This is a genomic window from Frankia sp. RB5 (assembly GCF_059816245.1).
This window is the reverse complement of the sequence record NZ_JCBATA010000071.1, coordinates 1-24,652: the sequence shown is the minus strand read 5'-3', so window position 1 is coordinate 24,652 and position 24,652 is coordinate 1. Positions and strand designations below refer to the sequence as shown.

22 protein-coding genes are annotated in these 24,652 nt (G+C 70.9%); 9 read left to right on the top strand and 13 right to left on the bottom strand.

Features of this window, described 5'->3' with window-relative positions; all coding sequences use genetic code 11:
- Positions 1-30 precede the first annotated feature (30 nt).
- Positions 31-1,758, bottom strand: a complete 1,728-nt coding sequence (locus AC6EXY_RS27780; RefSeq protein ID WP_101833428.1) for an acyl-CoA dehydrogenase family protein — start codon at positions 1,756-1,758, stop codon at positions 31-33.
- A 444-nt stretch (positions 1,759-2,202) separates the two neighbouring features.
- On the opposite strand from AC6EXY_RS27780, the gene AC6EXY_RS27775 reads away from it, so the two are divergent.
- The 5 genes from AC6EXY_RS27775 (at position 2,203) to AC6EXY_RS27755 (ending at position 5,643) form a co-directional block, all read left to right on the top strand.
- Positions 2,203-3,093: an alpha/beta fold hydrolase gene (locus AC6EXY_RS27775; RefSeq protein WP_101833429.1), complete on the top strand. Its 891-nt coding sequence runs from the start codon at positions 2,203-2,205 to the stop codon at positions 3,091-3,093.
- A gap of 224 nt (positions 3,094-3,317) precedes the next feature.
- A complete protein-coding gene (locus AC6EXY_RS27770; RefSeq protein WP_243407855.1) occupies positions 3,318-4,148 on the top strand; it encodes a radical SAM protein in 831 nt (276 codons plus the stop codon).
- 51 nt (positions 4,149-4,199) lie between these two features.
- Positions 4,200-4,637, top strand: a complete 438-nt coding sequence (locus AC6EXY_RS27765; RefSeq protein WP_101833431.1) for an SRPBCC family protein — start codon at positions 4,200-4,202, stop codon at positions 4,635-4,637.
- A gap of 16 nt (positions 4,638-4,653) precedes the next feature.
- Positions 4,654-5,190 (top strand): MarR family winged helix-turn-helix transcriptional regulator, encoded by a 537-nt coding sequence (locus AC6EXY_RS27760; protein WP_101833432.1) that lies wholly within the window; start codon positions 4,654-4,656, stop codon positions 5,188-5,190.
- A gap of 66 nt (positions 5,191-5,256) precedes the next feature.
- Positions 5,257-5,643, top strand: a complete 387-nt coding sequence (locus AC6EXY_RS27755; RefSeq protein ID WP_115538004.1) for an SDR family oxidoreductase — start codon at positions 5,257-5,259, stop codon at positions 5,641-5,643.
- Positions 5,644-5,670: 27 nt separating this feature from the next.
- On the opposite strand, the gene AC6EXY_RS27750 is transcribed toward AC6EXY_RS27755, so the two are convergent.
- Positions 5,671-6,879 (bottom strand): acyl-CoA dehydrogenase family protein, encoded by a 1,209-nt coding sequence (locus AC6EXY_RS27750; protein WP_101833433.1) that lies wholly within the window; start codon positions 6,877-6,879, stop codon positions 5,671-5,673.
- A gap of 214 nt (positions 6,880-7,093) precedes the next feature.
- On the opposite strand from AC6EXY_RS27750, the gene AC6EXY_RS27745 reads away from it, so the two are divergent.
- Positions 7,094-8,500, top strand: coding sequence for an NtaA/DmoA family FMN-dependent monooxygenase (locus tag AC6EXY_RS27745; protein ID WP_101833434.1), 1,407 nt, complete (start codon positions 7,094-7,096; stop codon positions 8,498-8,500).
- A 261-nt stretch (positions 8,501-8,761) separates the two neighbouring features.
- Here AC6EXY_RS27745 and AC6EXY_RS27740 read toward each other — a convergent pair whose 3' ends face one another.
- The 5 genes from AC6EXY_RS27740 to AC6EXY_RS27720 all read right to left on the bottom strand — a co-directional run bounded on the left by AC6EXY_RS27740 (position 8,762) and on the right by AC6EXY_RS27720 (position 14,217).
- A complete protein-coding gene (locus AC6EXY_RS27740; RefSeq protein WP_499818473.1) occupies positions 8,762-9,877 on the bottom strand; it encodes an ABC transporter substrate-binding protein in 1,116 nt (371 codons plus the stop codon).
- 26 nt (positions 9,878-9,903) lie between these two features.
- Entirely contained in the window at positions 9,904-10,755 is an 852-nt protein-coding gene (locus AC6EXY_RS27735; protein ID WP_480014664.1) for an ABC transporter ATP-binding protein, read from the bottom strand.
- A 76-nt stretch (positions 10,756-10,831) separates the two neighbouring features.
- A complete protein-coding gene (locus tag AC6EXY_RS27730; RefSeq protein ID WP_101833437.1) occupies positions 10,832-11,719 on the bottom strand; it encodes an ABC transporter permease in 888 nt (295 codons plus the stop codon).
- Positions 11,720-11,744: 25 nt separating this feature from the next.
- The gene (locus tag AC6EXY_RS27725; RefSeq protein WP_499818472.1) at positions 11,745-13,421 is read right to left on the bottom strand and encodes a rhodanese-like domain-containing protein; all 1,677 of its coding nucleotides are present in this window, start codon (positions 13,419-13,421) and stop codon (positions 11,745-11,747) included.
- Between the two features lie 22 nt (positions 13,422-13,443).
- Positions 13,444-14,217, bottom strand: a complete 774-nt coding sequence (locus AC6EXY_RS27720; RefSeq protein WP_499818471.1) for an SDR family NAD(P)-dependent oxidoreductase — start codon at positions 14,215-14,217, stop codon at positions 13,444-13,446.
- 435 nt (positions 14,218-14,652) lie between these two features.
- On the opposite strand from AC6EXY_RS27720, the gene AC6EXY_RS27715 reads away from it, so the two are divergent.
- The gene (locus AC6EXY_RS27715; RefSeq protein ID WP_207770447.1) at positions 14,653-15,582 is read left to right on the top strand and encodes a LysR family transcriptional regulator; all 930 of its coding nucleotides are present in this window, start codon (positions 14,653-14,655) and stop codon (positions 15,580-15,582) included.
- Between the two features lie 264 nt (positions 15,583-15,846).
- On the opposite strand, the gene AC6EXY_RS27710 is transcribed toward AC6EXY_RS27715, so the two are convergent.
- The gene (locus tag AC6EXY_RS27710; protein ID WP_101833440.1) at positions 15,847-16,665 is read right to left on the bottom strand and encodes a TIGR03620 family F420-dependent LLM class oxidoreductase; all 819 of its coding nucleotides are present in this window, start codon (positions 16,663-16,665) and stop codon (positions 15,847-15,849) included.
- A gap of 946 nt (positions 16,666-17,611) precedes the next feature.
- Between AC6EXY_RS27710 and AC6EXY_RS27705 the strand changes: the two genes are divergently transcribed.
- Entirely contained in the window at positions 17,612-18,193 is a 582-nt protein-coding gene (locus tag AC6EXY_RS27705) for a class I SAM-dependent methyltransferase (protein ID WP_101833442.1), read from the top strand.
- Between the two features lie 50 nt (positions 18,194-18,243).
- Here AC6EXY_RS27705 and AC6EXY_RS27700 read toward each other — a convergent pair whose 3' ends face one another.
- Both AC6EXY_RS27700 and AC6EXY_RS27695 read right to left on the bottom strand, forming a co-directional pair.
- A complete protein-coding gene (locus tag AC6EXY_RS27700) occupies positions 18,244-20,520 on the bottom strand; it encodes a molybdopterin oxidoreductase family protein (RefSeq protein ID WP_101833447.1) in 2,277 nt (758 codons plus the stop codon).
- A 392-nt stretch (positions 20,521-20,912) separates the two neighbouring features.
- Positions 20,913-21,653 (bottom strand): SDR family NAD(P)-dependent oxidoreductase, encoded by a 741-nt coding sequence (locus AC6EXY_RS27695; RefSeq protein WP_101833443.1) that lies wholly within the window; start codon positions 21,651-21,653, stop codon positions 20,913-20,915.
- A 142-nt stretch (positions 21,654-21,795) separates the two neighbouring features.
- On the opposite strand from AC6EXY_RS27695, the gene AC6EXY_RS27690 reads away from it, so the two are divergent.
- Positions 21,796-22,719: a helix-turn-helix domain-containing protein gene (locus AC6EXY_RS27690; protein ID WP_101833444.1), complete on the top strand. Its 924-nt coding sequence runs from the start codon at positions 21,796-21,798 to the stop codon at positions 22,717-22,719.
- Positions 22,720-22,800: 81 nt separating this feature from the next.
- Here AC6EXY_RS27690 and AC6EXY_RS27685 read toward each other — a convergent pair whose 3' ends face one another.
- The 3 genes from AC6EXY_RS27685 to AC6EXY_RS27675 form a co-directional block, all read right to left on the bottom strand.
- Positions 22,801-22,977: a hypothetical protein gene (locus AC6EXY_RS27685; protein WP_207770448.1), complete on the bottom strand. Its 177-nt coding sequence runs from the start codon at positions 22,975-22,977 to the stop codon at positions 22,801-22,803.
- Positions 22,978-23,959: 982 nt separating this feature from the next.
- A complete protein-coding gene (locus AC6EXY_RS27680; RefSeq protein WP_499818469.1) occupies positions 23,960-24,331 on the bottom strand; it encodes a HepT-like ribonuclease domain-containing protein in 372 nt (123 codons plus the stop codon).
- Positions 24,321-24,652: nucleotidyltransferase family protein (locus tag AC6EXY_RS27675; protein WP_499818468.1), on the bottom strand; the 332-nt coding region annotated here is incomplete at its 5' end. The genes AC6EXY_RS27680 and AC6EXY_RS27675, both read right to left, overlap by 11 nt.

Sequence of the window (24,652 nt, the reverse complement as noted above, 5' to 3'; positions counted from 1 at the left end):
GTCCCGCCGGCCCCACCCGTCCCGCCAGCCTCAGTGCGTGAGGAGCTGGTCGAAGGACGCGCCCGCAAGCCAGTCGCGGCTGATCTTCGCGTGGTCCGGCTCGGCGATGGCCGGCGCCAGGCGCCGCCACAGGGCCTCGACGCGGTGGCGCGCCTCGGTGAGGTAGACGTCCGCGAGCCCCTGGCTGGCACCGCCGTCGTCGCTGGCCAGGTGGCTGGCCCGGGCCAGCGTCACCGCCGCCGTGTACAGCTCGCTCGCGATCCGGCTGATCAGGACGAGCGACTGCTCGTGCAGGGCGAGCTCCCGCGGGTCCGGGTAGCGGCGGACGAGCTGCCGGGTCGCGGCGGCGAACCGCCGGGTCTCCTCGCCCAGCGCGCCGAGATGCTCGAGGTTCGCCGGGGAGAGGTCGGCCGACGCGGCGAAGGCGAGCGTGTCCTCGCCGCCGGTCGCGGCGGAGCCGATCCGGTCCGCCTCGGGCCCGTAGAAGCGCGCCAGGTACTGCCGGCCGGTGATGTTGTCGACCTGGAAGTCGACGTTGCCGATCGTCCGGATCAGGCGGGCGTCCCGGAAGAACCGCTCCACCGGCAGCGGCTGCGCGCCGCGGCGGCGCTTGCTGCGCGCCGTCTCGATCCCCTCGCCGCCCAGCAGCGACACCGTCTGGTCCACGATCCGCCAGTTCGCGGCGCGGGAGACGTTCATCGACCAGACCAGCTCGAACCAGCGGTCAGCCAGGCCCGGCCCGATCAGCGACCACTGCAGGACGCTCTCGGTCGCGAAGACGTCGGCGAGTGACGTCGCCACGATCCGCTGGATCAGGTCGTACTCGCCGAGGTTGCGGCCGTCGATGAAGCGTCGCGACACGAACTCCCGGGACCACTGCAGGCACAGCCGCCCGATGGCGAGCGCCGGCCCCGAGGTGCTGTACATGCGCCCGACGATGCCCATCGCGCGAGTCTGCGGCGCGGCCTGCGGGTTCTCCTCGCCGACCAGCAGGACGTGCTCGCGGGGGACCCGGAGGTTGTCGAAGGTGAGCGCCCCGACCGGCAGTCCCTTGGCGCCGACGAACTCGTGCGCCTGCACGGTCAGCCCCGGCTGGCGGGTGTCCGCGAAGAAGACCGCGATGCGCGGCTCCCCCTCTCCGGTCGCCGCCAGCCCCGTCACGGCCACCAACTCGGCGAGCGGGCCGTTGCCGATGAACGTCTTGTGGCCGCGCAGCAGGTAGGCCGAGCCGTCCTCGGTCAGATATCCGGTCAGCGCCGGCCGGCTGTTGTTCTGCCCGATCAGTTCCGTGTCCGCCCAGCCGCCGATCGCGCGCTCGGTGATGCGCTGCTCCAGCAGGTCGCGCACGGCGCCGGCCGGCAGGGACCGGGCGAGCTCGAACGGTGCGACCCCGTTCTGGACTCCCAGCAGCTGGCCCACCGGCGCCGACCAGCTCACCGCCCGGGTGACGACGCGAAACGCGCCGTACGCCGACAGGTCGTGGCCGCCGATCTCGGCGGACTGGCGCAGCGACAGGAAGCCCCGCTCGCGCAGCTCCTCAACGAAGCCGTCGGGGAGCGCGGCCGTCCCGTCGACCTCCTCCGGGTCGATCCGCGCCTCGACGAACGCCCCGACCCGCTCGACGATCTCGTCCGCCCGGCGCCGCTGCACCGGATCCTCCGCCGGGAAGGGCGCCACCCGATCCCACCGCAGCCGGCCGGAGTCGAGGCTCGCGACAAAGCTCCGCCCGCCGGTCGCGGGCGTGGATGTCGAACTCATGGATCAGCTCCTTGTCGTCAGCTTCATCGCCACGAATTCCGGCGAGGACCAGGACGCGCCCGAACGAACCGGACACCAGGAGATGAAAGAGCCGCCTCACATGGTCCACACGATTCGCAGACCATCGACGCGCTACAGGGCGGCTCCTGCGCCCGATATCGGAGAATAGCGACGGGGTACCCCCTACAGCCAACCCCGACGAACCCCTGTCCGCGACGGCCGGCGGCCCGGCCTCGAACCCCACCACCGAGCCAGCTGGCCAGCGAAATATTCGAGCAACAATGTGGTCGCGGCGCTGAAGCCAGCAGGGATCCGCGGTCCCGGCCGCCAGACCGTGGCCGACACGCCGGGCCCGGCGGTGCCCTTCGCCCGCCCGCGGCGATGACAGGCTGGGTCGCTGTCAGGAACGTGATATTCGGAGAACCTCAGCACCGCGAGGGAATTGTGACCACCTCTATTGCCGGATTCACCTACCGTCGGATCGCCGTCGGAGACGTGACGCTCAACGTGGCGATCGGCGGCGCCGGCACGCCGGTCCTTCTGTTGCATGGATTCCCGCAGACGCACCTCGCGTGGCGGCACGTGGCCGCCGATCTCGCCGCCAACCATCTGGTCGTCTGCCCCGACCTGCGCGGCTACGGGGACAGCGACAAACCGGCCGACGACGCGGAGCACACCGTCTACAGCAAGCGCACCATGGCCGCCGACGTCGTCACGCTCATGCGCCAGCTCGGCCACCACCGGTTCGCCGTCGCCGGCCACGACCGCGGCGCCGGCGTCGCCTTCCGCGCCGCGCTGGACCATCCGGACGCCGTGAGTCATCTCGCCGTCCTCGGGGTCATCCCCTACGGCGACCTGTGGAGCACCCTGAGCTACCAGGCGGACGCCTTCCTCTTCCACCTGCACCTGATGGCCCATCCGGCCCCGTTCCCGGAACAGGTCATCGCCAGCGACCCGGACCTGTACTTCGGCTACTTCCTGGACACGTGGATCACCGATCCGGAGGCGATTCCCGCCGACGTGCGCGCCGCCTACCTCGCCGCCGCCCGCCGGCCCGAGGCGATCGCGGCTGTCTGCGGCGACTACCGGTCGGGAGCGTTCGTCGACGGCCTGCATGACCTGGCCGACCGCGCCCAGAACCGGCAGCTGGCGATGCCGGTCGTCGCCGTGGTCAACGACCTGGGCCAGACCCCGCCGGTCTTCGACTTCGAGGCGGTGTGGAAGTCCTGGGCCCCACGGCTGCGGACCGTCGTCCTCGACGGCGGCCACCTGCTCCCCGAGGACCGGCCCGGCGAGGTCACAGCGGCGCTGCGCAGCCTCGTCACCAGTCCCTGACGGCGGCCCCCGGTCGACCCTCACGGCCTTCTTCTCGCACCGCGCTCGCACGGCCATCCAGTCCTGTTCCAGAACGGCTCGAACGCTCGGCGGCACCGGGGATCGGCCGGTTGGAGCCAGCTTGGAACAGGCCTGGAGACGTCGGCACGACCGTGTCTCGCGTCATGTCCGGTCGGAACCCCTGCGGTCCCGCCGTCGCGCACGCGAGGAGAACAGCCGTGACGATGCTCGAGACAGCACCGCTGTCCGATCCGTATCCCAACAAGTGCTACCTGCCCTTCATTCTCTATCCGCCCGGCATGCACCGGGTCACGGGCGGGGTCGAGTGGCTGGAAGGCCACGTCGACCTGCAGCGGGCCGGGTCCGACTTCGTGCTCTACCTCGGCGTCCCCTTCTGCCGGACCCGGTGCAAGTCGTGCCCCTACTTCGCGAGCCTGCTCTCGGAGAACGACACCCGTGGCCGGGAGGAGCGCTACGTCGACGCGCTGATCGCCGATCTGCGGCACTGGGCGCGGTACCGCAGGTTCGGCACCGGCCTGGTCCGCACCATCTTCATCGGCGGCGGCACGGGCAGCATCCTGAAGACGGCGAACCTGCGGCGCCTGGTCGACGCGGTCTACTCGTCGTTCCAGGTCGCCGACGACGCGGAGTTCACCCTCGAGGGCAACGCCCGCGACTTCGACGAGGAGAAGATCGACTACGTCGTCCGGTCACAGATCAACCGGCTGAGCCTCGGCGTCCAGTCGTTCCAGCCGGAGATCCTCGGCGTGATCGGCTCGCCGCACGCCGCGCAGGACAGCGCCCGGGTCATCCGGGAGTTCCAGGCTCGGGGCTTCACGCCGCATGACATCTGGGCCGTCTGGGTCGACGTCAACGCCTGGCGAACCTGGGACGACGGCATCGAGAGCAGCCGCCTGAACGGCCGCTTCACGGTCGGGTCCACGATCGGGCTCACCCGCCGGGGCGGCGATCCGGTGGAGGGCGCTCATCCGCGCGTCCCGCCGACCGGCCCCGGCCGCCGGCGGACGTGTGCGAGAATGACCGTGCACACATAATCCGTGCGTAGATAATCCACCATCCAGCGAAGACGATCCTGGGAGAACGAGATGTGGGCAACGGAGCACAGCGCGGTCGCCGACGTGGAGCCGCAGGCCGTCTGGGCCGCCCTGCGCGACCTGCACTCCGGGGTGAAGCTGAGCGAGCGCAGTGACACCTTCGAGCTGCACGGCCCCTTCGCGGTGGGCACCGAGCTGTCGGTCACCCCGCAGGGCCAGGACACCTTCCGGTCCACCATCGTGGAGCTGACCGAGCCGCAGGTGTACGCCGACCGCACCACCTTCAACGGGCTGACCCTGCTGTTCCGGCACACCCTGACCCCCGAGGGCCCGGGCCGGACCAGGGTCACCCACCGCCTGGAGATCGACGGGGCCGAGGCGGACCAGGTCGGTCCCGAGATGGGCCCGCAGATCAGCACGGACTTCCCGGACACCTTGGACGAGCTGTTCGACGCCGCCCGCCGCCAGGCGACGACCGGGGCGGCGTGATCCCGGGCAGGCCGGCATGAGCCCGGAGACGAGGATCGCCGGCGGCCCGGACGACAGCCCCGGCTTCCTGCTCTGGCGGCTCACGCTGCGCTGGCAGCGGGCACTCACGGACGTGCTGGCGCCACTGGAGCTCACCCACGTCCAGTTCGTGCTGCTCGCCTGCACCTGGTGGCTGGGCGAGCAGGGCGAGCGGCCGCACCAGGTCGCGATCGCCGCCCAGGCCGGCACGGACGTCCGGATGACCTCGGAGGTCCTGCGGCGGCTGGAGGCTCGCGGGCTGGTGCAGCGCGTCATGGACGTCCGTGACACCCGGGCCAGGGTCATCTCGGTGACCAGCGATGGCGCGGCGCTCGCGCGGCGCGCCATCACCGTGGTGGATCAGGCCGACGCCGACTTCTTCGCCGGCGTCTCACCGTCCTTCGTCAGCCAGATGCGCCGGCTGGCGGCCTACACCCGCGCGGCGGGTCCGGCCACGGCCGGTGCCGGCCAGCACGCCCCACACCCGGCCGCGTCGCAGGTCGCCCCACTGGGCGCGGCCTCGCATGAGGCCTGACGTGCCAGACCCGTTCGAGACCCGGTTGGGGGGCCGGGGACAGGAGCGAACCGGAGGAGCGGACCGGTGAACGCGGTGAGTCCCACTGGAAAGGTGGCTGTCGTCACGGGAGGCTCCGGAGCGGTCGGCTCGGCGATCTGCCACCGCCTGGCCGTCGACGGACACCGTGTCGTGATCGGGTTCAACACGGGTGAGCAGGCGGCAACCCCACGCGGCATCACCGTGAACTCGCTGCGGATCGGGTCGATGGCTCCCGTCACCCTCCCGCCGGCGCAGCCCCCGCGGCGGCCGGAACCCGAGGCGCCGCTCGGACCGTTCCAGCGGCCCGGGCAGCCGCAGGACGTCGCGGATGTCGTGTCGTTCCTGGTCAGCGATGCCGCCAGGTGGGTCACCGGCCAGATCATCGCGGTCGACGGCGCAGCCGTGACCGGCTCACCGGTCAGGCCCGGATGAGCCGGGTGTCCACCTCGCCGATGGCCTCTAGAAGAAGCCCTGGTTGGGCAGCGGGGTGCCGAGCAGTGCGTACCGACCCACCGCGACGGCCTTGAGGGTCTTCGGATTGTGGGCGGCGATCGCGCGGATGTTGCGCCAGTGCCGGTCCAGGTGGGCGCCGCGGCGGACCAGCGAGCCGCCGCCGATGTCGAACAGTTCCGAGGCCGCGCGGTTGGCGAGCTCGTCGATGACGACCTTGGCCTTCGCGTTGAGCAGCGACGCGCGCAGCGAGAGCTCGGGCTCCTCGGCGGCGCCGTGTGCGGCGTAGGCGTCCCGCAGCGCCGCCGCGGCGGTCAGGACGAGGGCCTCGGCGGCGAAGGCCTGGCTGTGCAGCAGCCCGACGCTGTACTGGACGATCGGGTCCTCGGCCGGAACGTCGGCGGTCGCGTGGTAAAACGCACGCGACCTGCTGTGGACCTGCTCGACGGCATCGCTGGCCACCCGCCGCAGGATGCCGGCGATCATCGCGTTCAGCTGGATGTGGAAGAAGGTCGCGGGATACGGGAGGCCGTCGCCGGCGGACGCGCCCGTGCCGAAGTAGTCGTCGGGACCGACGGCGACGTCGTCGAAGGTCACCGTGCCGCTGCCGGTGAAGCGCTGACCGAAGCCGTCCCAGTCGCCCGGCCGGTGCACGCCCGGCCGGTCACCGGGAATGATCAGCTGGGCCTTCTCGCCGTCGAGGTCGGTAGCGCCGATGACCAGCCAGTCCATGTACAGACTGCCGGTGGTGTAGTGCTTCGTCCCGTTCAGGCGCGGGCCGTGTGGTGTCCGGGTGATGCTGGTCTGATAGGGCGCGTCGGTCGCGCCGGCCTTCGCGCCGAGTTCGGTCGACGCCGCGCCGATCAGCTCGCCCCGCGCGACCCGTTCCCGCCACCGCGCGTTCACCGGGCCGGTCCCGCGCAGCAGGTTCTCCACGACGCCGAAGTGGCTGCGCAGAATGTGCGCGACATTGGAGTCGGCGGCGCCCAGCTCGATGAACAGCTCGAAGAGCTCGACCAGTGAGGCGCCGCCGCCACCCTGCGCGACCGGCAGCCGGATCGCACCAAGCCGGGCACGCCGGACGGCGTCGATCGCCGCGAAGGGCGGCTCGTCGCGCTCATCGCGTTCGACGGCCCCCGCGGCGATGTGGTCGATCAGCTCCCGCAGGCGCGGTGAGCCGTAGGTGACGGCTGTGGTGAGGTCGGCAAGGTCGGTCATCAGGGCCCCTTTTCGGCGTGGCAACCCAGTCTTGATCCCGCGGCGGGCGGGATCAACACGGTCCGGCTAACGCCTTGGGACGGCATGCGCTTACCTGTCGCGCCGCACCGACACCGGCCCGACGCGCTGCGTCGCCGACCACGAAGAGGCGCTTCAGGGAACCGGTAGCCGTTCCTCCTTCCTTGGCGCGACGGCTGCACCAAAGGATGCAGGGGTGGCGGAAAGACTCCTGCATCTGAATGTCAACGGCAATGGACTCGCGAAGCCGCCGAACAGCTGGCGACGCAGCGATCCGCCGACCTGGTTCCTCGATGTCGCCCGCTGGGAGCAGCTCGGACGGATCGCCGAGCGCGGCCTGCTCGACGCGGTGTTCCTCGCCGATCATCTGGGCGCCACCGACTTCAGTAAGCCGTGGCATGCCTTCGACCCGTTCATGCTCCAGACGGCCGTGGCCCGCGCGACCAGCCACATCGGCCTGGTCGCGACACTGTCGGCGACCTTCTACCAGCCCTGGGACGTCGCCCGTCGCGCCGCGACGCTCGACCTCGCCTCCGGTGGCCGGGCAGCGGTCAACATCGTCACCTCGGGTGAGGACGCGGCGGCGGCCCTGTACGGCCGGGGCACGCTGCCCGAGCGCGACGTCCGCTACGCCCGGGCCGAGGAAGTGCTGATCGCCGTCAAGCGGCTCTGGGACTCCTGGGACCAGGGCGCCCTGGTCGCCGACCCGGCCGCGGGTGAACTGGTGAAGGACAGCCTGGTGCCGACGGTGGACTACGACGGCACGCACGTCGGCTTCACGGCGCGCTTCCAGTTCCCCCGGTCCGTCCAGGGACGGCCGGTCATCGTCCAGGCCGGTGCGTCACCGCGGGGCATCGACCTGGCCGCCCAGCATGCCGACGCGGTGTTCTGCGCGGTCAACACCATCCCGACCGCGCAGGAGTTCTACCGCACGCTGAAGGCACGCGCCGCCGCCCATGGCCGCGACCCGGACGAGCTGCTGATCCTGCCCGGCCTGAACATCACCCTTGGGGGCACGGAGGCGGAGGCGCGGGCACGCCGCGCCGACCTGGACGGTCCGGCCGTGGTGAACGCCGCCAGTCTGGGCGCGCTGTCGGCGCAGCTCGGCGTCCCGGTGGATCTGCTGGCCGTGGACAGGACGCTGCCCTGGGACTTCATCGATTCGCACGAGTGGCGGCCGCGCAGCGTGGGCGCCGCGACCTCCGTGTTGTCGGTGGCGCGCCGGGAGAACCTCACCGTCCGCCAGCTGCTGGAACGGCGGGCGCACGCGCAGAACGCCCTCGTCGGGACGCCGGAGCAGGTCGCCGACGAGATGGAGGCGTGGTTCACCCAGCAGGCCGCCGACGGCTTCAACATCAATTTCGACATCTTCCCGTCCGGTCTGGAGCAGGTCTCCGACCACCTGGTGCCAGAACTGCAGCGACGCGGGATCTTCCGCCGCGAGTACACCTCCACCACGCTGCGCGGCCACTACGGCCTGCCTCCCCTCTCCCGCGAGGCCCGCCCCGGCCCCGGCGCAGGGGCGACCGTTGCCAGCCCGGCCACCGCTGCCGCGGCCGCCACCGCCCCAGCACACGTCTGGCCAGGAGATCTCCGCGCGTGAGCACCCGTCAGCCGCATCTGAACGTCAACGCGAACGCGCTGGGGCGCGAGTACAGGTCCACAACGCTGCGCGGTCACCTCGGCCTGCCCACCCCGGTACCGTCCCGCCGGTGAGGGATGGGCGCCGGAGCCTACGGCGGCGGCGCTGCCAGGGCGAGCCGGGATCGTCGGCTGACGGCCCAGGGGCCGGAGAACTGGTCACCAAGACGCCCGGCCGGGCCTTCCGTGGGAAAGGTCCGGCCGGGCGGGTGCGAGGGGTGGGTCAGCCGGTGGTGCCGGTCGTGACGCCGTCCAGGACCGTCGAGTAGTTCCATCCGAGCCGGGATCTGACGTTGGTCTTGAGCCCGCCGTAGCCGAACGCGGCGTCGACGGTCGCCTGCTGGATCTGCAGGAACTTCGGATCGCCGATCCGGTAGAAGGTCGAGTGCCGGGCGTTCTCCCAGTTCACCTTGGCGACGTCGGGACGCTGGCCCACCTGCGACACCAGAACCTTCTCGTAGTCCGCCTCGTGGGTCGGGATCCACTTCTCGTAGAAGGTGCGGAGCCGGCCGTAGAAGTCCTTGATCGCCGCGAGTTTGGCCGGGTCCTTCAGCGCGTCGGTCCGGGCGATCCAACCGCTGCCCCCGATGATGCCGAGGGTGTTGTTGTCGGCGATCTTGATCGCGTCGCCCGAGTCGACCAGCTTCTTCACGATGCTGTAGCTGGTGACGACGGCGTCCAGGCTGCCGGCGAGGAAGGCGTTGGCGGCGGCCTGGTTGCTCGGGAACTGCACGCCCTGGACGTCCTTGAGCGCGAAGCCACCCTTCTGCAGGGCGATGACGTATTCGGCGTAGATGTTGCCGCCGTAGTTGAAGCCGATCTTCTTGCCCCGAAGTCCAGCCAGGGAGGTGATGCCCGACTTCTTCGTCACGTACACGGCCGCGGGATAGGGCGCCCGCGGCGTCCAGGTCACGGCGAAGCCCTGGATCGGGGCGCCGTCGGCGGGCCACGGGGTGGCGGAGTTGGCGGCCTCGAAGGCGGCGGTGTTCTCACCGGTCTGGCCGACGTCGATCTGCTTGCCGTAGAGCGCGGCCAGCTGGTTCGCCGGCCCGGCGATGACCGGGATCTGGAACTTGTACGGCGTGTCCTCGAACAGGCCGGACGCCTTGAGCAGCGCCGGGAAGTCGGCCGTCTGGTAGCCGACCTTCAGGGTGACGCCGGAGAGGTCGAGGGACGATCCGCCGGACCCGCCCGTCGCGCGCGCGCCGGTCGACGAGGCCCCGCTCGCGGTCGAGCCGCCGGAGCTGCCGCACGCGGCGACCACCGCCGCCAGCGCGACGGTCGTGGCGGCGGCGGACGCGCGTCGGATGAGACGCCAGGGTTTCCTGTTACTGATCATGAAAAGCGGTCTTTCTCGTGGGCTGGTCAGTGAAGGTCCGTCGTCGGGTTCCGGTCGACGGGGTGATGTCCGGAAGCGGCGACCTCCGTGCTGCCACCACCGACGGTCCGGGCGACGCCAAGCTGTTCGAGCAGCGTCGCCCGCAGCGCGAGGAAGCGCGGATCGTCGCGGTTGCGGGGCTTGTCGATGTCGACCGCCTGGTCCAGGGCGATCGCGCCGCCCGAGAGGACCAGGACGCGGTCGGCGAGCAGAATCGCCTCGTCGACATCGTGGGTGACCAGGACAACGGCCGGCTCGTGCCTGGCGCACAGCGCCGCCAGCAGGTCGTGCATCCTGATGCGGGTCAGGGCGTCGAGAGCCGCGAACGGCTCGTCGAGAAGCAGCAGGTCAGGCTCGGTGACCAGCGCGCGGGCGAGCGCGACGCGCTGGGCCTCGCCGCCGGACAGCGTGCGGGGCCAGGCATTCGCGTGGCCCGCGATACCGACCTCGGCCAGGGCGTCCGTCGCCCGGCGGCGCGCGGCCCGCGGTCGGCGGGCGCCGAGGACGACGTTGCGCCACACCCGCTGTGCGGGAATCAGGCGGGGCTCCTGGAAGACGGTCGATCGCACCCGGGGGACGATCACCCGCCCCGCGTCGGCGGTGTCGAGGCCGCCGAGAATGCGCAACAGGGTCGTCTTCCCCGTCCCGGACGGGCCGAGCAGCGCGACGAAGTTCCCCTTGCGCAGCCGGAGGTCGACCCCGTCGAGCACCGCCCGGCCGTTGAAGACGCGCCGCACACCCAGCGCCTCGACCACATAACCGGCCTCGGCCGCGCCCCGCACTTCGTCCGTGTTGCCCACGCCGTGCGCTGGTTCGGCTGGCGCGGGAAATCCGTCCAGAGTCGCGGCGGCGCGGTCCGCAGTGGCGACTCCGTCCACGGTGGAAACTCCGTCCACGGTGGCGTTCTCGGGAGCGTCAACCGATGCCGACACGGGCCCTCCAGGGCAGGGCGAGGCGCTCCACGCCGCGCATGAAGAAGTCGATGAGGATTCCCAGCACCGCATAGATCCAGATGCCGGCGATGACGATGTCCGGGCGCTGGTTGTTCTGCGCGTTGATGATCAGATATCCGATGCCGGCGGTCGCGTTGACCTGCTCGGCCAGCACCAGCGACAGCAACGAGAACGAACAGGCGAAGCGCAGGCCGGTGAGGATGCCGGGCAGCGCCGTCGGGAAGATGATGCGGCGCGCGATCTGGAAGCCGGTGAGCCCGAAGGTCTTCCCCGCCTCGATGAGCTTCTGGTCGACGCCCTTCACCGCGTGGAACGTGTTCAGGTAGAGCGGGAACAGCGCGGCCGCGGTGATGAGTGCGAGCTTGGAGGGCTCCTCGATACCGAACCAGGTGACGAACAGCGGCACCAGGGCGATGAACGGGACCGTTCGCAGCATCTGCAGGGTGGCGTCGAAGATCTCCTCACCGAGCTTCCAGAGCCCGGCGAAGATGCCGATGACCAGACCGGCGCTCCCGCCGAGCAGCAGGCCCTCGCCGGCGCGGCGCAGCGACACCGGGATGGCGTCCTGCAGCGAGCCGTTGCCCCACAGGTACTTGTAGGCCTCCACGATCGTCTTTGGTGACGGGAGGGTGTCCTCGGAGGTCCAGTGCCAGTTCAGCGCGAGCTGCCAGAACACGATCAGCAGCATGGGAACACCGACGCGCAGCGTCCAGCCGCCCCAGAACCGAATCCGCTGGCGCATCGCCACCACGCGGCCGCGGCCGTTCGGGCTGAGATCGATCAGTGCCCGGTTGAGCGGTGCCTTCGCGGCGGCTTTCTCGTCCGGCGCGATCGCGGTGATGGTGGTCATGATCGGGTCCTCACGGCTGGCGCATTCAGGCGAACGTGGCGAAGGGGACGGTGTCGTCCTGGTCCAGCTCGGCGACCAGGCCGAGCTCCCAGGCCAGGTAGCGACGGAAACCGGCCTTGCGGGCCTCGAGGTCGATCTCGCGCCAGCCCGAGCTCACGACGTCGTTCGGCTCGTGCAGCCAGGCGACCTGGTCGGTCTCCACGGGCAGGCCGGCCGCGCGCCAGGCGTCGGTGCCGCCGTCGAGCACCTGGACCTCCCGGTCGGTGACGGCCGCGAGGTCGGCCGCGGCGTAGCGCGCGAGCACGCCGTCGGTGGAGGTCACGACGATCGGCCCGGTGCCGGGCAGCTGACCGACCGACGCCGCGAGCCGGGCGCGGATGGCGAACCTGGCGCCGGGGAGGTGGCCGGCGCGGTACTCCGGGCTGGGAGCGACGTCGAGCACCAGCACGCTCCCGGCCGGCGCATCGTGCACCTCGCCGGGGGTGATGGAGCGTGGACCGCCCGTCGGCAGGCCGAGGTCGTCCGTGGCCGCCACCGGCCCGGTCTCGAGCTCCACCCCGTCGAGCCCGCCCTCAAGAACGAAGACCTCGGCCCAGCCGAACTGGGCGATCCAGGAGGCGGCGACGGTCGCCCGCACGCCGTCGTTGTCGACGAGGACCACCCGGGAGTGGTGCGTCCCGACGTACCGGAACACCCACGGCGCGACCTCCCAGCTCGGGGCCGAGCGCGAGCCGGGCCGATGGCCTGCGGCGAACTCCTCGGGCGTGCGCACGTCGAGGACGTAGAGCGAGCGCGTGTCGTCGGCACCGAAGCTCGCCAGGGTGGCGGCGTCGATCCGCCGGATTCCGAAGCGCTCGCGGAAGCGGTCCCCCGCCGCCTTCGCCGCGTCCAGCGCCGGGCCGGTCGGCAGCGGCGCCTGCGCCTGCCTGCCGTGGTCGAGTTCGTGCCCCTCCAGCACCCACGACTGGGTGCCGCCCTCCAGCGACACGACCCGGTTCGGCAGGCCCGCGTTGATGAGCACCTGGGCGCCGAGGATGCTGCGCGTGCGACCGGCGCAGTTGACGACGACGAGGCTGTCGGGCGAGGACACCACCTCGGCGGCCCGGTAGACGAGCTCGGCGCCGGGGATCGACGTCCCGCCGGGAAGACTGTGGTTCGTGAACTCGCCGATGGGCCGGCTGTCCAGCAGCACGATGTCCTCGCCGGCGGCCCGGCGCTCGAGAAACTCGGGCACGCTGATGTGCGGCGTCGTGTAGATCTCCTCGATCCACTCGCCGAAGGCCTGCCCGATGACGTGGTCGCCGCCGCTGTGGACCTTGTGCCCGGCCGCGGCCCACGCGGCGAGCCCGCCGTCGAGCACGCGGACATCGGTGTAGCCGAGCTCGCCCAGCCGTGCCGCGGCCCGCCCGGCCAGCTCGCCCTCACCCCCGTCATAGGTGATGACCGGCGTGCTTCGGCGCGGGACGAGCGCACCGACCCTGCGCTCCAGGATGCTGAGCGGGATCGAGACGGCGAGCAGGATCGACCCCTGCTCGGCGGTGACGCCGGACTCGCGGACGTCGACGAGCGCGTACTCCCCGCCGTCCCCGAGCAGGGTGCGCAGTCCGGCGGCGTCGATGGTGGCGGCGTCGATGGTGGCGGCGTCGAGCGTGGGTGCCGCGGGCGAGGAGGCGGGCGGCGTGGCGGCGGCGAGATCGGTCATGGGGTCTCCCGGGCTTCTGTGCTCAGTAGTAGATGGATCCGGGCACGCCGCCGCCGGCGAAGACGCCGTCTCCGGTGATGGCGACGCTGCGCGGGGAGGCGAGGAAGGCGACGACCCACGCCACCTCGTGGGGCTCGATCACCCGGCCGATGACGGTGTTCGCGGGGGGCAGCGTGCCGTCGGCGGTTCGGGCACTGGCGAGCTCCGCGTAACGCTCCGTACGGGTGGGCCCCGGGTGGACGACCGTGACGTTGACGCCGTGCGGGCCGAGCTCGTCGGCGACGTTCTTCGTCAGCGCGGTGACCGAGGCGTTGCGCACGGAGCCGATGACCGAGACGGTGGAGCGGGAGCCGGTGCCGCTGATGTTGATGATGCGGCCCCAGCCGTTCTCGATCAGCAACGGAGCCACCGCACGGATGGTGCGCAGATAGCCGATCACCTTGACGTTGAGCTGCCGCTGGAACCATGCGTCGTCGGCGTCGTGCAGGCTCGGGCCCTGCTGGGCGGGCTGCTCGGCGGCGTTGTTCACGAGGATGTCGACGCCGCCGAAGGCCGCCCGCACGGTGTCGACCAGAGCGCGCACCGAGTCGTCGTCACCGGTGTCGGCCGGGACGGGGAGGGCGTCAGCGCCGGTTGACTGCCTGATCGCGGCCACCGCCTGGTCGAGTACGTCCCCCCGACGTCCCGCTATCGCGACCCGCACGCCCTCGCGTGCCAGTTCCTCGGCGATGGCGTAGCCGATGCCGGTGCCGCCGCCGGTGACGATCGCGCGCTTGCCGGCCAGTTCGAGACCCACAGGTTTCCCCGATCGAGAGCACGGTGGCAGCGCTCGGCTGCCGGGACGGGCTCAGCGTGCGGGGCGGGGACGCCGCGAACAAGCAAGTTTGTCTACCGAAAAAGGTGGAATCGGGCTTAACCGTGGCGCGCCGAGTCCGGCCGCGCCGGGTCAATCCCGATCATTCCGATCGGCAAGGTGGTGTGTTCGTGCAGGTCTGTGCCATCATCAGGGGGTGAGCAGCAGGATGGACCTCGTCGCGCGTCTGCATGTGGATCTCATGCGTGCCTGCGTCGCCGCCTGTTGTTGTTGAGTCGCTTCGTCCGGTAACCGGGCGGTTGCCCGCCACGCCGGCGGGCGCCGGTCGCGTCGTGCCCTTCCAGACGTCCGTCGCCGACACCGACCGGGGCCTGCCCGGTGTCGTAGCGATCAACTCGCTCACCCCTGAGGTCATCCATGAGCATGCTCGACCTGCGCCGCATGATGTTGCTCCGCGATCTCGCCGACCTTGGCACGGTCACCGCGGTCGCCGAACGGCGCAACATCACCAGTTCCGCCGTCTCCCAGCAGCTGCGGGTGCTCGAGCAGGAGACCGGCGCCATCCTGTTCCGCCGGGCTGGCCGCACCCTGGGCCTCACCCGCAGCGGCCGCGTTCTCGTCGAGCACGCGCGCGTCGTGCTGGGCGCCGTCGACGACGCGATGAGCGCGCTGGCGGCCGAACGTGACCAGGTTTCCGGCCAGGTCGCCGTCGCCTCCTACAACCTGGGCATCCCGGCCTTCGCCGCGCCGCTCGTGCACCGCCTGAGCACCGACAAGCCACACCTGCAGGTCCGGCTGCAGCAGGCCGACGCGGACGGCGCGCTGCGCCTGCTGCGCCAGAACGAGGTCGACGTCGCGATCATCTACCGCTGCGACTTCGAGGCCCAGGACGTGCTCACCGGGCTGACCCAGCAGGCGCTGCTGGTCGAGCCGTTCGTGCTGCTGGCACCGACACGGCTGCACCCGCGGGTGCTCAGCCGGGGGCTCGCCGCCCTCGCGGACCTCGCCTGGGTGACGGGCCTGGTCGACTCGAGCCTGGACATCGCCCTGCTGCGCGCCGCCGAGCGGGCCGGCTTCACCCCGCGGGTCACGCACCGGCTGGTGACCGCCCAGATCGTCTGCGACCTCGCCGCCACCGGAGTCGTCCCGGCGATCGTGCCCCGGCTGTCGGTGCCGCCGCACCTGGCACACCTCATCGTCGAGGACATCCCCGTCGGGCATCGCACGGTCAGCGCGGTCGTGCGCGACCGGCGTCGCGCCGACCCGAACATCGCGCTCATCCTGCGCACGCTGCGCGTGATCGGCGCCCAGGCGCTGGGCGAGCCGCGGCTGAGCGTCGCCTCCTGACGGCGCCACGCCGGCAGCCTCGGTGTGACGCGGTGCGCGCTCGAACCTCGTCATTCCAGGAATCCTCAGCGGGGTGTGACAACCGCGGGTGGCCGCCACCCACGATCCGGGTTGATCACACCGACAATCAATGAGTTACTGCTACATCGTTGCTGTAGGAGAACTTAAGAAAGAAACCGTTGCCCTGAGCTGACGTCTGACGAGGCCGAGCAGGCCCGGCACGGCCGGCGGCTGGCGGACCGGCGGTCACCCAGAATCCGGAAATCAGACCGGCAGTACCTCCGCCAGCGCGCGCAGGGAAGCGAGCGGGGCCTCCTCGCCGTCGGTGACGAGGCTGATGGCGACGTGGTCGGCGCCGGCGGCGGACTGGGCGGCCACGGCGGCGGCGGCCGCCGCGACCTCGCCGTGCGGAACCAGGTCGTCGACGAGCCGGTCGGCCAGCGTGGCGATCTCCTCGTCGGTGAAGCCCATCCGGGCGAAGTGCGCCTGATAGGCCGGCAGAGACCCGAGGAAGCCCAGCGGTGCCCGGGCGGCCGCCCGGGCGCGGGCCGGGTCGGCGGCGTCGAGGACGGCAAGCTGGCTGACGGCCAGCGTCGTGTCGTCACCGAGGGACCCGCGGATCTCCTGCGTGTACTCCGGGGTGACCAGAACGGGGTAGGCGGCCGCGCCGTGCTCGCGGGCGAAGGCGAGCATCTTCGGCCCGAGCGCGGCGAACGCCAGCGCCGTCCGCGGCACGGCGCCGCCGAGCGCGTTGACGTAGTCGGCCAGCGTCCGCAGTGGCCTGGGTCCGTGCGCGCCACCGAGTCCGACGACGAACCGCCCGGGGTGGGACGCCTCCAGCTCGGTGTAGAGCGCGGCGACGTCGGCGGCGGGGAAGAGGTCCACGGACAGGATGCCGGTGGCGACCCGAATCCTGCTGGTGGCCTCGACGACCTGCCTGACCTGGCCGAGGCTCCGCAGCGGGCCGCCGGTCAGCCAGAGCGTCGGGTAACCCAGCGCCTCCACCTCGCGGGCGGCGGCGGCGAGCCCGTTCGTCGCGGGGCTGAGCACCACGCCCACAGCCCCCAGCTCGATCCTTGGCATCGCGGACTCCGTCCGGTAGTTCGGGTCGGGTGTCCGGACTGACGCGTCGGGCCCATCGGGCCATGGCGCGCGCCGGTCCGTCAGCGATCGGCAACCCGCCCGGTCGCGCTCCTGTTCCCCCGCGCGACGCCGCCGCCCGCACCGCCCCGCCGCTGATCCACTCCCCCGCCGCCGATGGCCACCCCCACGTCGACACACTCGATCAAATAGACGACACAGACAGTAAAGCGACGCATATCGCAGGGAATATGCTCCCGTGGTGTTGCATTGTGGAAGGCACCAACACAGACGAGGAGCGGCGACATGCATTCTGTGAATCCCGTCACCTTCACGACACCATCGGAGGGCGGCTTAGGCATCAAGGTGCCCCGCCAGGATGTACGGCACCGCGTCGAGATCGCGGGCCGACCGGACTGGACGGGTGCCCGCGTTCGGGCAGCCCTCGCCCGCGCGAACCAACCCCTTCGGGCCCGTGCGTTGGCGCACATTCTGGGCCTCCCCGCCGTCGAGGTGAAGGCAGCCCTACGGCGACTGCAGGACCTGGGAGCCGCCGCCTCCCACGATCGCAGGTGGACCGCCGTCACAGAGCCTTAGACAGAGCCTTAGCCCCAGGACGGCTCCCGAACGCCGTGACGCACCAGCCGGGCTTCACCGGCGGGGCCATCCGCCCGAGCATGCGCTCCGCCTGATTCCGGCGACCAGCAGATGAACTCCAGGCGACGCGGGGACGGCATATCGCGCACCGCGCTTTGTTGCGCATTCTTTCGCGTCGCCGTCGAGGCTGGCGGGTCGCCGTCGCTTTAGCCACGGCCGATGTTCTGCCGGCAAAGCACGCCCGGTCCGCGCCCCGGGAGAAGCGGGAGCAGCGACGCCCACCACGCCGATGACCGCCAGCGACGAAGCTGGCGGTACGGGCGTCAGGGGGCCTCTCCGCTGACACTGAAGTATGGAGCAGTTTCACTTCGACCCACAGACCTACCTGGCCATGGTCCTGGCCGACGTCCCCTTCTACGAGGAGGTCCAGGACCAGGTGGCCGCCGCCACGGCCGGTCTGGCCGCGAGGTGCGTGCTCGATCTCGGGGCAGGCACCGGTGAGACCAGCCGACGGGTGCTCGCGCTCCACCCCACAGCCGCGCTCGTCGCACTCGACGAAAGCCCACAGATGCTCGGCCACGCCCGCCACCACCTACCAGACGCGAACCTCCTCGTCGGCAGACTCGAGGAGCCACTACCGACCGGCCCGTTCGACCTGGTGATTTCCGCCCTCGCCGTCCATCACCTGGATGGCCCGGGAAAGGCAGACCTGTTCCACCGGATCGCCGCCGCCATCCCGGCGGGAGGGCGGTTCGTGCTCGCAGACGTGATCGTGCCGGAAGACCCCCAGAACGCCGTCACACCTGTCAACGGCGTCTACGACAAACCCAGCCGTCTACCCGACCAGCTCGCCTGGCTCCACCACGCAGGCTTCGAACCGGCCGTCACCTGGCAGCGCGACGATCTTGCGGTCATCACCGCCGACCGGCACTGATCAGCCTGCATCCAACTCGGGCCGCGCGGGCTGACGCGACTCGGGCGGGTTCAGCTCGCGGTGACGGCGGCCGGAGTGACCGTCACCGGGATGCCGTTGAGCACCGCGTTGCCGGACAGCGGGTCCATGACGGTCTCGTCGATGAGGTCGTTCACGTTGGTTCCGGGGCGTCCCGCCGCGACCCGCAGGTTGGTGCCGGGCCGGCCGTGCCCCCAGCCGTGCGGCAGGCTCACCACTCCCGGCATCACCGCGATGGTGATCTCCACCGGCGCCTCGACCGCACCCACGTGGCTCGACAGCCGGGCGGGTTGGCCGTCGACGAGGGCGAGCCGGGCGGCGTCGGTCGGATGCACCTGCACCGTGCAGCGATCGCGGCCCTTCACCAGGGTGCCGATGTTGTGCATCCACGAGTTGTTCGATCGCAGGTGCCGCCGGCCGATCAGGATCAGCGTGTCCTCGCCGGAGCGTGACGACAGCGCCTCCCTCAGCCGGTCGACATCCGCGGCGATCGGCGCCGGCGCCAGCTCCACGGCTCCCGACGGGGTGCGCAGGGCGTCCGGGAGGCGGGTCCGCAGCGGCCCGAGATCAATGCCGTGCGGCTGGGCGAGCAGGTCGTCGAGGGAGAGCCGGTACGGGCCGCCACGCAGCATCAGGTCGAGCAGGCGGTCGGGTCCGCGGCGGGGCGAGACGGCAGCGAGGAGTTCCGCGCCGCTGGCCGCGCCGATCGTCCGCGCGGTCCGTCCGGCGAGCCGGGACGCGATCGCGTCGTCGGTCGCGGTCACGGCCGCCGCGAGACCCTCGGCGCTCAGGTCCGGGTCGTCGGGCTCGGTCGCCGACTGGGCGATGCGGGCGAGGCGCAGGAGGATCTCCCACTCGTCGAACTCGCCGGCGGCGCGTTCCACGAGCGGCTCGGAGTAGTTCGCGATGTTGCGCACCGCGAGCTGGTAGTTGCCGAGGTCGTAGTGGCTGCGCGTGAGGATCCGGGGCGCCGGCAGGATGAGGTCGGCGTGGCGGGTCGTCTCGTTGCGGTAGATGTCGACGCTGACCATGAAGTCGAGCGAGGCCAGCGCGCGGGAGATCCGGGGACCGTTCGGCGCCGACAGCGCCGGATTGCCGGCCAGGGTCACCAACGCGCGGACCTGCCCCGTCCCCGGGGTGTCGATCTCCTCGGCGAGACAGCCGGCGGGCAGCTCGCCGAAGATCTCCGGATGCCCGCCCACCCGGCTGTGCCACCGGCCGAACCGGACGCCCTGGCCGCGGCCGGGCAGGCCCTGTGTCGTCGCCGACCCGCTGGCGGGCAGGGTGAACATGGCGCCACCCGGCCGGTCCAGATTTCCGGTCAGCACGTTGATGACGTCCACGAGCCAGCTGGTCAGCGTCCCGAACTCCTGGGCGCAGGTCCCGAGCCGTCCGTAGACCGCCGCCGACGGGGCCGCGGCGAGCTCTCTCGCCAGCCGCCGGATAGTCCCCGCCGGGACCGCGCACCGCGACGCCACCGCCTCGGGGGGGAAGGCGGTGGCCAGCCGCCCGACGTCGGCGACACCGTTGACGAGGCCATCGAGGTGGCCGAGCCGCACCAGCCCTTCCGCCACCAGGACGTGCACCACCGCGAACAGGAAGTACGCGTCGGTGCCGGGACGCAGCGTGACATGCTCGTCCGCGAGCTCGGCGGTCCGGGTGCGGCGCGGGTCGACGACCACCAGCCGCCCGCCCCGGGCACGCAGGGCGCGTAGCCGCCCCGGCATGTCCGGCGCGGTCATCAGACTGCCGTTCGACTCGGCCGGGTTCGCGCCGAGCACCAGCAGGTAGTCGGTCCGGTCCACATCAGGCACGGCGATGCTCATCTGGGTTCCGAACATGAGCCCGGCCGCGACCATCTTCGGCATCGCGTCGAGCGTCGTGGCCGTGAAGTAGTTCTGCGTGCCGAGCGCGCGCAGCAGGACGGACGTGTACAGCAGCCCCGACAGATTGTGGCTGGTCGGGTTGCCGGAGTACAGCGCGACGGCGTTCGGCCCATGCTCGCGCAGGATGGGCACCAGCCGCCTGTGCACCTCGGCGAAGGCGTCGTCCCAACTGACCGGGACGACGTCGTCCCCGCGCCGCAGCAGGGGGGTACGGACGCGATCCGGGTCGGTGTCGAGCGCGGCCACCGACACGCCCTTGGGGCACAGGAAACCACGGCTGAACACGTCCGCGGCGTCGCCACGGATCCCGACGACCTCGTCCCCGGCGAGCGAGACGGCCAGGCCGCAGCTCGACTCGCACAGTGGGCAGGTGCGAAAGCCGACCCGGATCCCGTCCGGTGTCGTGGTGTGCACCCGGCTCATCGCGACGTCCCCCCGGGCGGCGTGCTGACGGTTCGAGGCTGGTCCAGCTCCATCGACGCGGTCCTCCCAGGTCGCCGGCACCGCGGTGGGCCGGTGCCCCGGATGGGGCGGCGCGGGCATGGCTCCGCGAGAGCCGCTCGATCGCATGCCGGTGAATTATTTAATCTAATTAGCGTATTGATTATGCCCAGGGGTGGGCATCGGCGCAACCACTGGCCGGTGCCGGCACGTTCGCCGCGCTCCTGCTCGTCTTCGGCGTCGCCAACTTCCTGAGCACGGTCCTGGCGCCGCGAGGGCCCGGACGCTGCCGGCGCCGCCTGGCTCGACCTGAGGCAGGGTCGCGGCCTGGACGATCAGGGCGGCTGATCCATGGTGTTCGCCCGGCCGCGGGCTCAGATCTGGCCCAGGCCGCCGTCGACGTAGACGTTCGCCCCGTAGACGAAGCTGCTCTGCGAGGAGGCCAGGAAGGCGACGACGGCGGCCACTTCGCCCGGATCACCCGGGCGCCGGGCGGGGATGCCAGCAGCGACGCTGGTGATCATCTCCTCGGCTCGGTCCCCGAAGGCCGTGTCCCACAACGGGGTGGCCACCGGCCCTGGTGAGACGACGTTGACCCGGATGCCCCGCGGGGCCAACTCACTGGTCCAGGCGCGGGCATACGCGCGCACGGCGGCCTTGGAAGCGCCGTATGCGCTCATGCCGGCAGCTCCACCCGACCCGGCCGTGGATCCGGTGAGGACGATCGACGCACCGTCGTTGAGCAGCGGAAGGGCCTTCCGCACGGTCAGGAAGACGCCCTTGACATTGACGTCGAAGATCGCGTCGTGCGTCTCCTCGGTGAGCTCCTCCAGGCTCGCGAGCGGGTTGATGCCCGCGTTGGCGAACACCACATCCAGGCCATCGCCCCGCTCCCGTACCCGCTCGTAGAGGCGATCCACGTCGGCCGCGACACTGACGTCGCCCGCCACCGCGGTGGCGTTGCCGATCTCGGCGGCTGCCTTGTCCAGCTCGGCCTCGCGGCGGCCGGTGATGAACACGTGCGCGCCGTGGGCCGCCAGCCGCTTCGCCGTGGCCAGGCCGATCCCGGCGTTGCCGCCCGTCACCACAGCGATCTTGCCGTCGAACTGTCCCATTTTCCGGTTCCCTTCAAGGTCGGCGGTCCGGACCGGACCATCGCCGACGCTAGGTAAGGCTCCGCGACCGACCCAGAGCCCTCTCCAGACAGGGGACTGGCAGGGCCCCCCTGGCCACGACGAGCCGGCCTAGAGTGGGGACGTGAGCGAGACGACCAACGCCCTCGGCGCCTTCCTTCGGGCCCGTCGGACGCTGGTCACGCCACGGCAGGCCGGGATCCCGGAGAGCGGCGCGCGACGCGTCCCCGGTCTGCGCCGCGAGGAGGTCGCGATGCTCGCGGGCATCAGCGCTGACTACTACCTGCGCCTCGAGCGCGGCCGCGACCGCAATCCGTCGGTGCAGGTGCTCGAGTCGATCGGCCGGGTGCTCCAGCTCGATGACGAGCACACCGCCCACCTGCTGTCGCTGGCCGCGGCCGCCCCCCGTCGACGCCGCCCGCGGGCCCGCATGGAGACGGTCCCACCCGGCGCGTTGAAACTGCTCGACTCGATGGCTCAACCGGCCTTCATCGAGGGTCGCTACTTCGACATCCTCGCGGCCAACAGCCTCGCCCGCGCGGTCTCGCCTCGGTTCGACGTTGGCGGGAATCAGCTCAAGGACATGTTCCTCGACCCTGACCAGCAGTCCTTCCACCCGGAGTGGGAGGCGATGACGGAGTGCTTCGTCGCCAGCCTGCGCCAGGCCGTCGGGTCCGACATCGACGACCCGCGCTTCATCGACCTCACCGGCGAACTCTCCCTGGCCAGCCCGAGGTTCCGCCAGCTGTGGGCCCGCCACGAGGTACGCGGCCAGACGGGCACGCCGATCCGCATGATGCATCCGCAGGTCGGCGAGCTAACCCTCAACCGTGACCGGCTCGCGATCACAGGCACCGACAACCTGATGCTCGTCGTCTACCACCCCGACGCCGGCTCCACCGACGCCGACAAGCTCGCGATCTTGGCCTCCGCGGGTCTACCCACTCGGTCTACTCGGGCCGGTAAGGACAACAACCCTGGCTCAAGCCCGGGGGTAACGAATGTGGTCCCGACGGAACGCGGTACCGGCGACTTGCGTCAGCGATAACCTCGGAGAACATCTACGGCCGAACCACGGGGCGGGGCAGGCCAATCCCATGTGCGATCGGAAACCATGGCCTGGGCGGGGTCACATGGGAGGAAGTTTGAATCGAACCCCGGTGAGCTCCTCGGAGATGTCCCAGAGGCGGCGGCCGGTCTCGGTGTCCCTCGCCGAGGGCGCCAGGTCCACGACCTTGGGCGCGCCACGCAGCTCGGCCATGCCGCCGGGTCGCCGTTCCGCGGCACTTTCCGCCGAAAGTTCCATATCTCGATTTTAGCATGAATCTTTAATAAAGAAAACAGAGTCACGCTCCACTAGACCCGGTGCCGTCCGCGCCGACGAATACCGGCGCGGGCGGCGACATCCGTTTCAGGAGTCACCGGAAGGGGCGGCCCATGGCGCCTGGTAACGACCGTTGAACGCCTGACCCCGAGCGGCACGCCGGAGATACTGGCCGCCACCACCACCACGGCGGCCTCCCCCCGGGTCCCTGATGTCGTTGGCGACGACCGCGCGGTGACCGTCTGCACAGGGAGCAGACCCAATCCCTGATTACCCAACGGGATCTTGCTGTGGTGAGACCTGGAATCAGCGGCCTGGCTTCAGGGGCGGGCGGCGTTGTGTGGCGCGGTCGGGTGAGGCAGCGCTGCTGGAGTGCCAGGATCCGCACCTTCGCGACTGAGCCGGCCGACACCGCCGAGGACGGCCGGCACGGTTAGCAAGATCGGCGAGTTGGGACGTCACAACCGCGAAAAGCCCAGGTCCGACGGCATGAGACACCTACCCAACGCTCGACCGGTGGACCATGTGTACCAGCATCCGAACCGATTGATCTTGGTTGCTGGCCCTGAAATCGCTGTCCGACCGGTCGCTACCCGGACCCTGACCAGGGACGATGCCCAGTGACCGCGCCGACCTCTACATTATCTAGCGAATCGAACACGTGTCCCGAATTCCTGGCGGCGTCGGACACTTCGGCCCGTCTCGTGACCGTGATCGTCGGCGTGGTGGTCGCGTTGATGTTCTGCTTCGGGTTCGGCATGTCCTCGCGCTCGGGCTGCATCTGGGTGTTCCGATGTGCATAGCGCCGCTGGTCGGCTGAGGAATGGTAGTGGAGGCAGCCGCTCCAAACAGTGACCTTGCCGGGTGATCGCGCTGACTAGAACATCATCGACAGAGGAGAGCAAGCGTTCCGAACGTCTGGCGGTCCGGGCATTTCTGGGCCGACAGGTGACCGTGATCATGGTCAGTGCGGCTGGTCGAGTTGGCTGGCGATGAGCGGGAACTCCGCCTTGAGGAGCGTTGTCAGTTGCTCCTGAAGGTCGCGCAGCGCGGTCGTGGCGATGCGCCACACGATGGACCAGTCGACGTCGAAGTAGGTGTGCACGGCGATGTTGCGGAAGCCTGTGACCGATCGCCACGGCACGTCCGGCCAGCGCGCGCGGATCTCGGGCGAGACTCGCCCGGCCGCCTCACCGATCACCAGGAGCTTCTGCGGAACGGCGCTCTGGATCAGGTCGCTCGCCGCGAACGCGATCTCGTCAACGTCCCGGACGAACGCCGTCGCGGCGGCCGCGGCTTCGATCATGTCGACGAGGTAGAGCTCGTCACGCCGCATAGAGAACCCTGGCCTCCGCGAGCACCTGGTCGCGGATGACCCATTTCAGCCGAGTCTTGGGCACCAGGTCGACGCGACGACCGACGATCTTCTCGAGTTCGTCTCGGAGATCGACGATCTCGAAGCCAAGCGTCGAGTCGGGCGCCAGCACATACAGCAGGTCGACGTCCGAGGAGTCGGTGTCGTCGCCGCGAGCCACCGAGCCGAAGACGGACAGCTCGGCGACGCCGTAACGCCGGCACACCTCGGCGATCCGGCTGTCACGCAGGTCGACGGTCACCCGACCATTATCGCCTCCAGACGACGATGACCGCACGACCC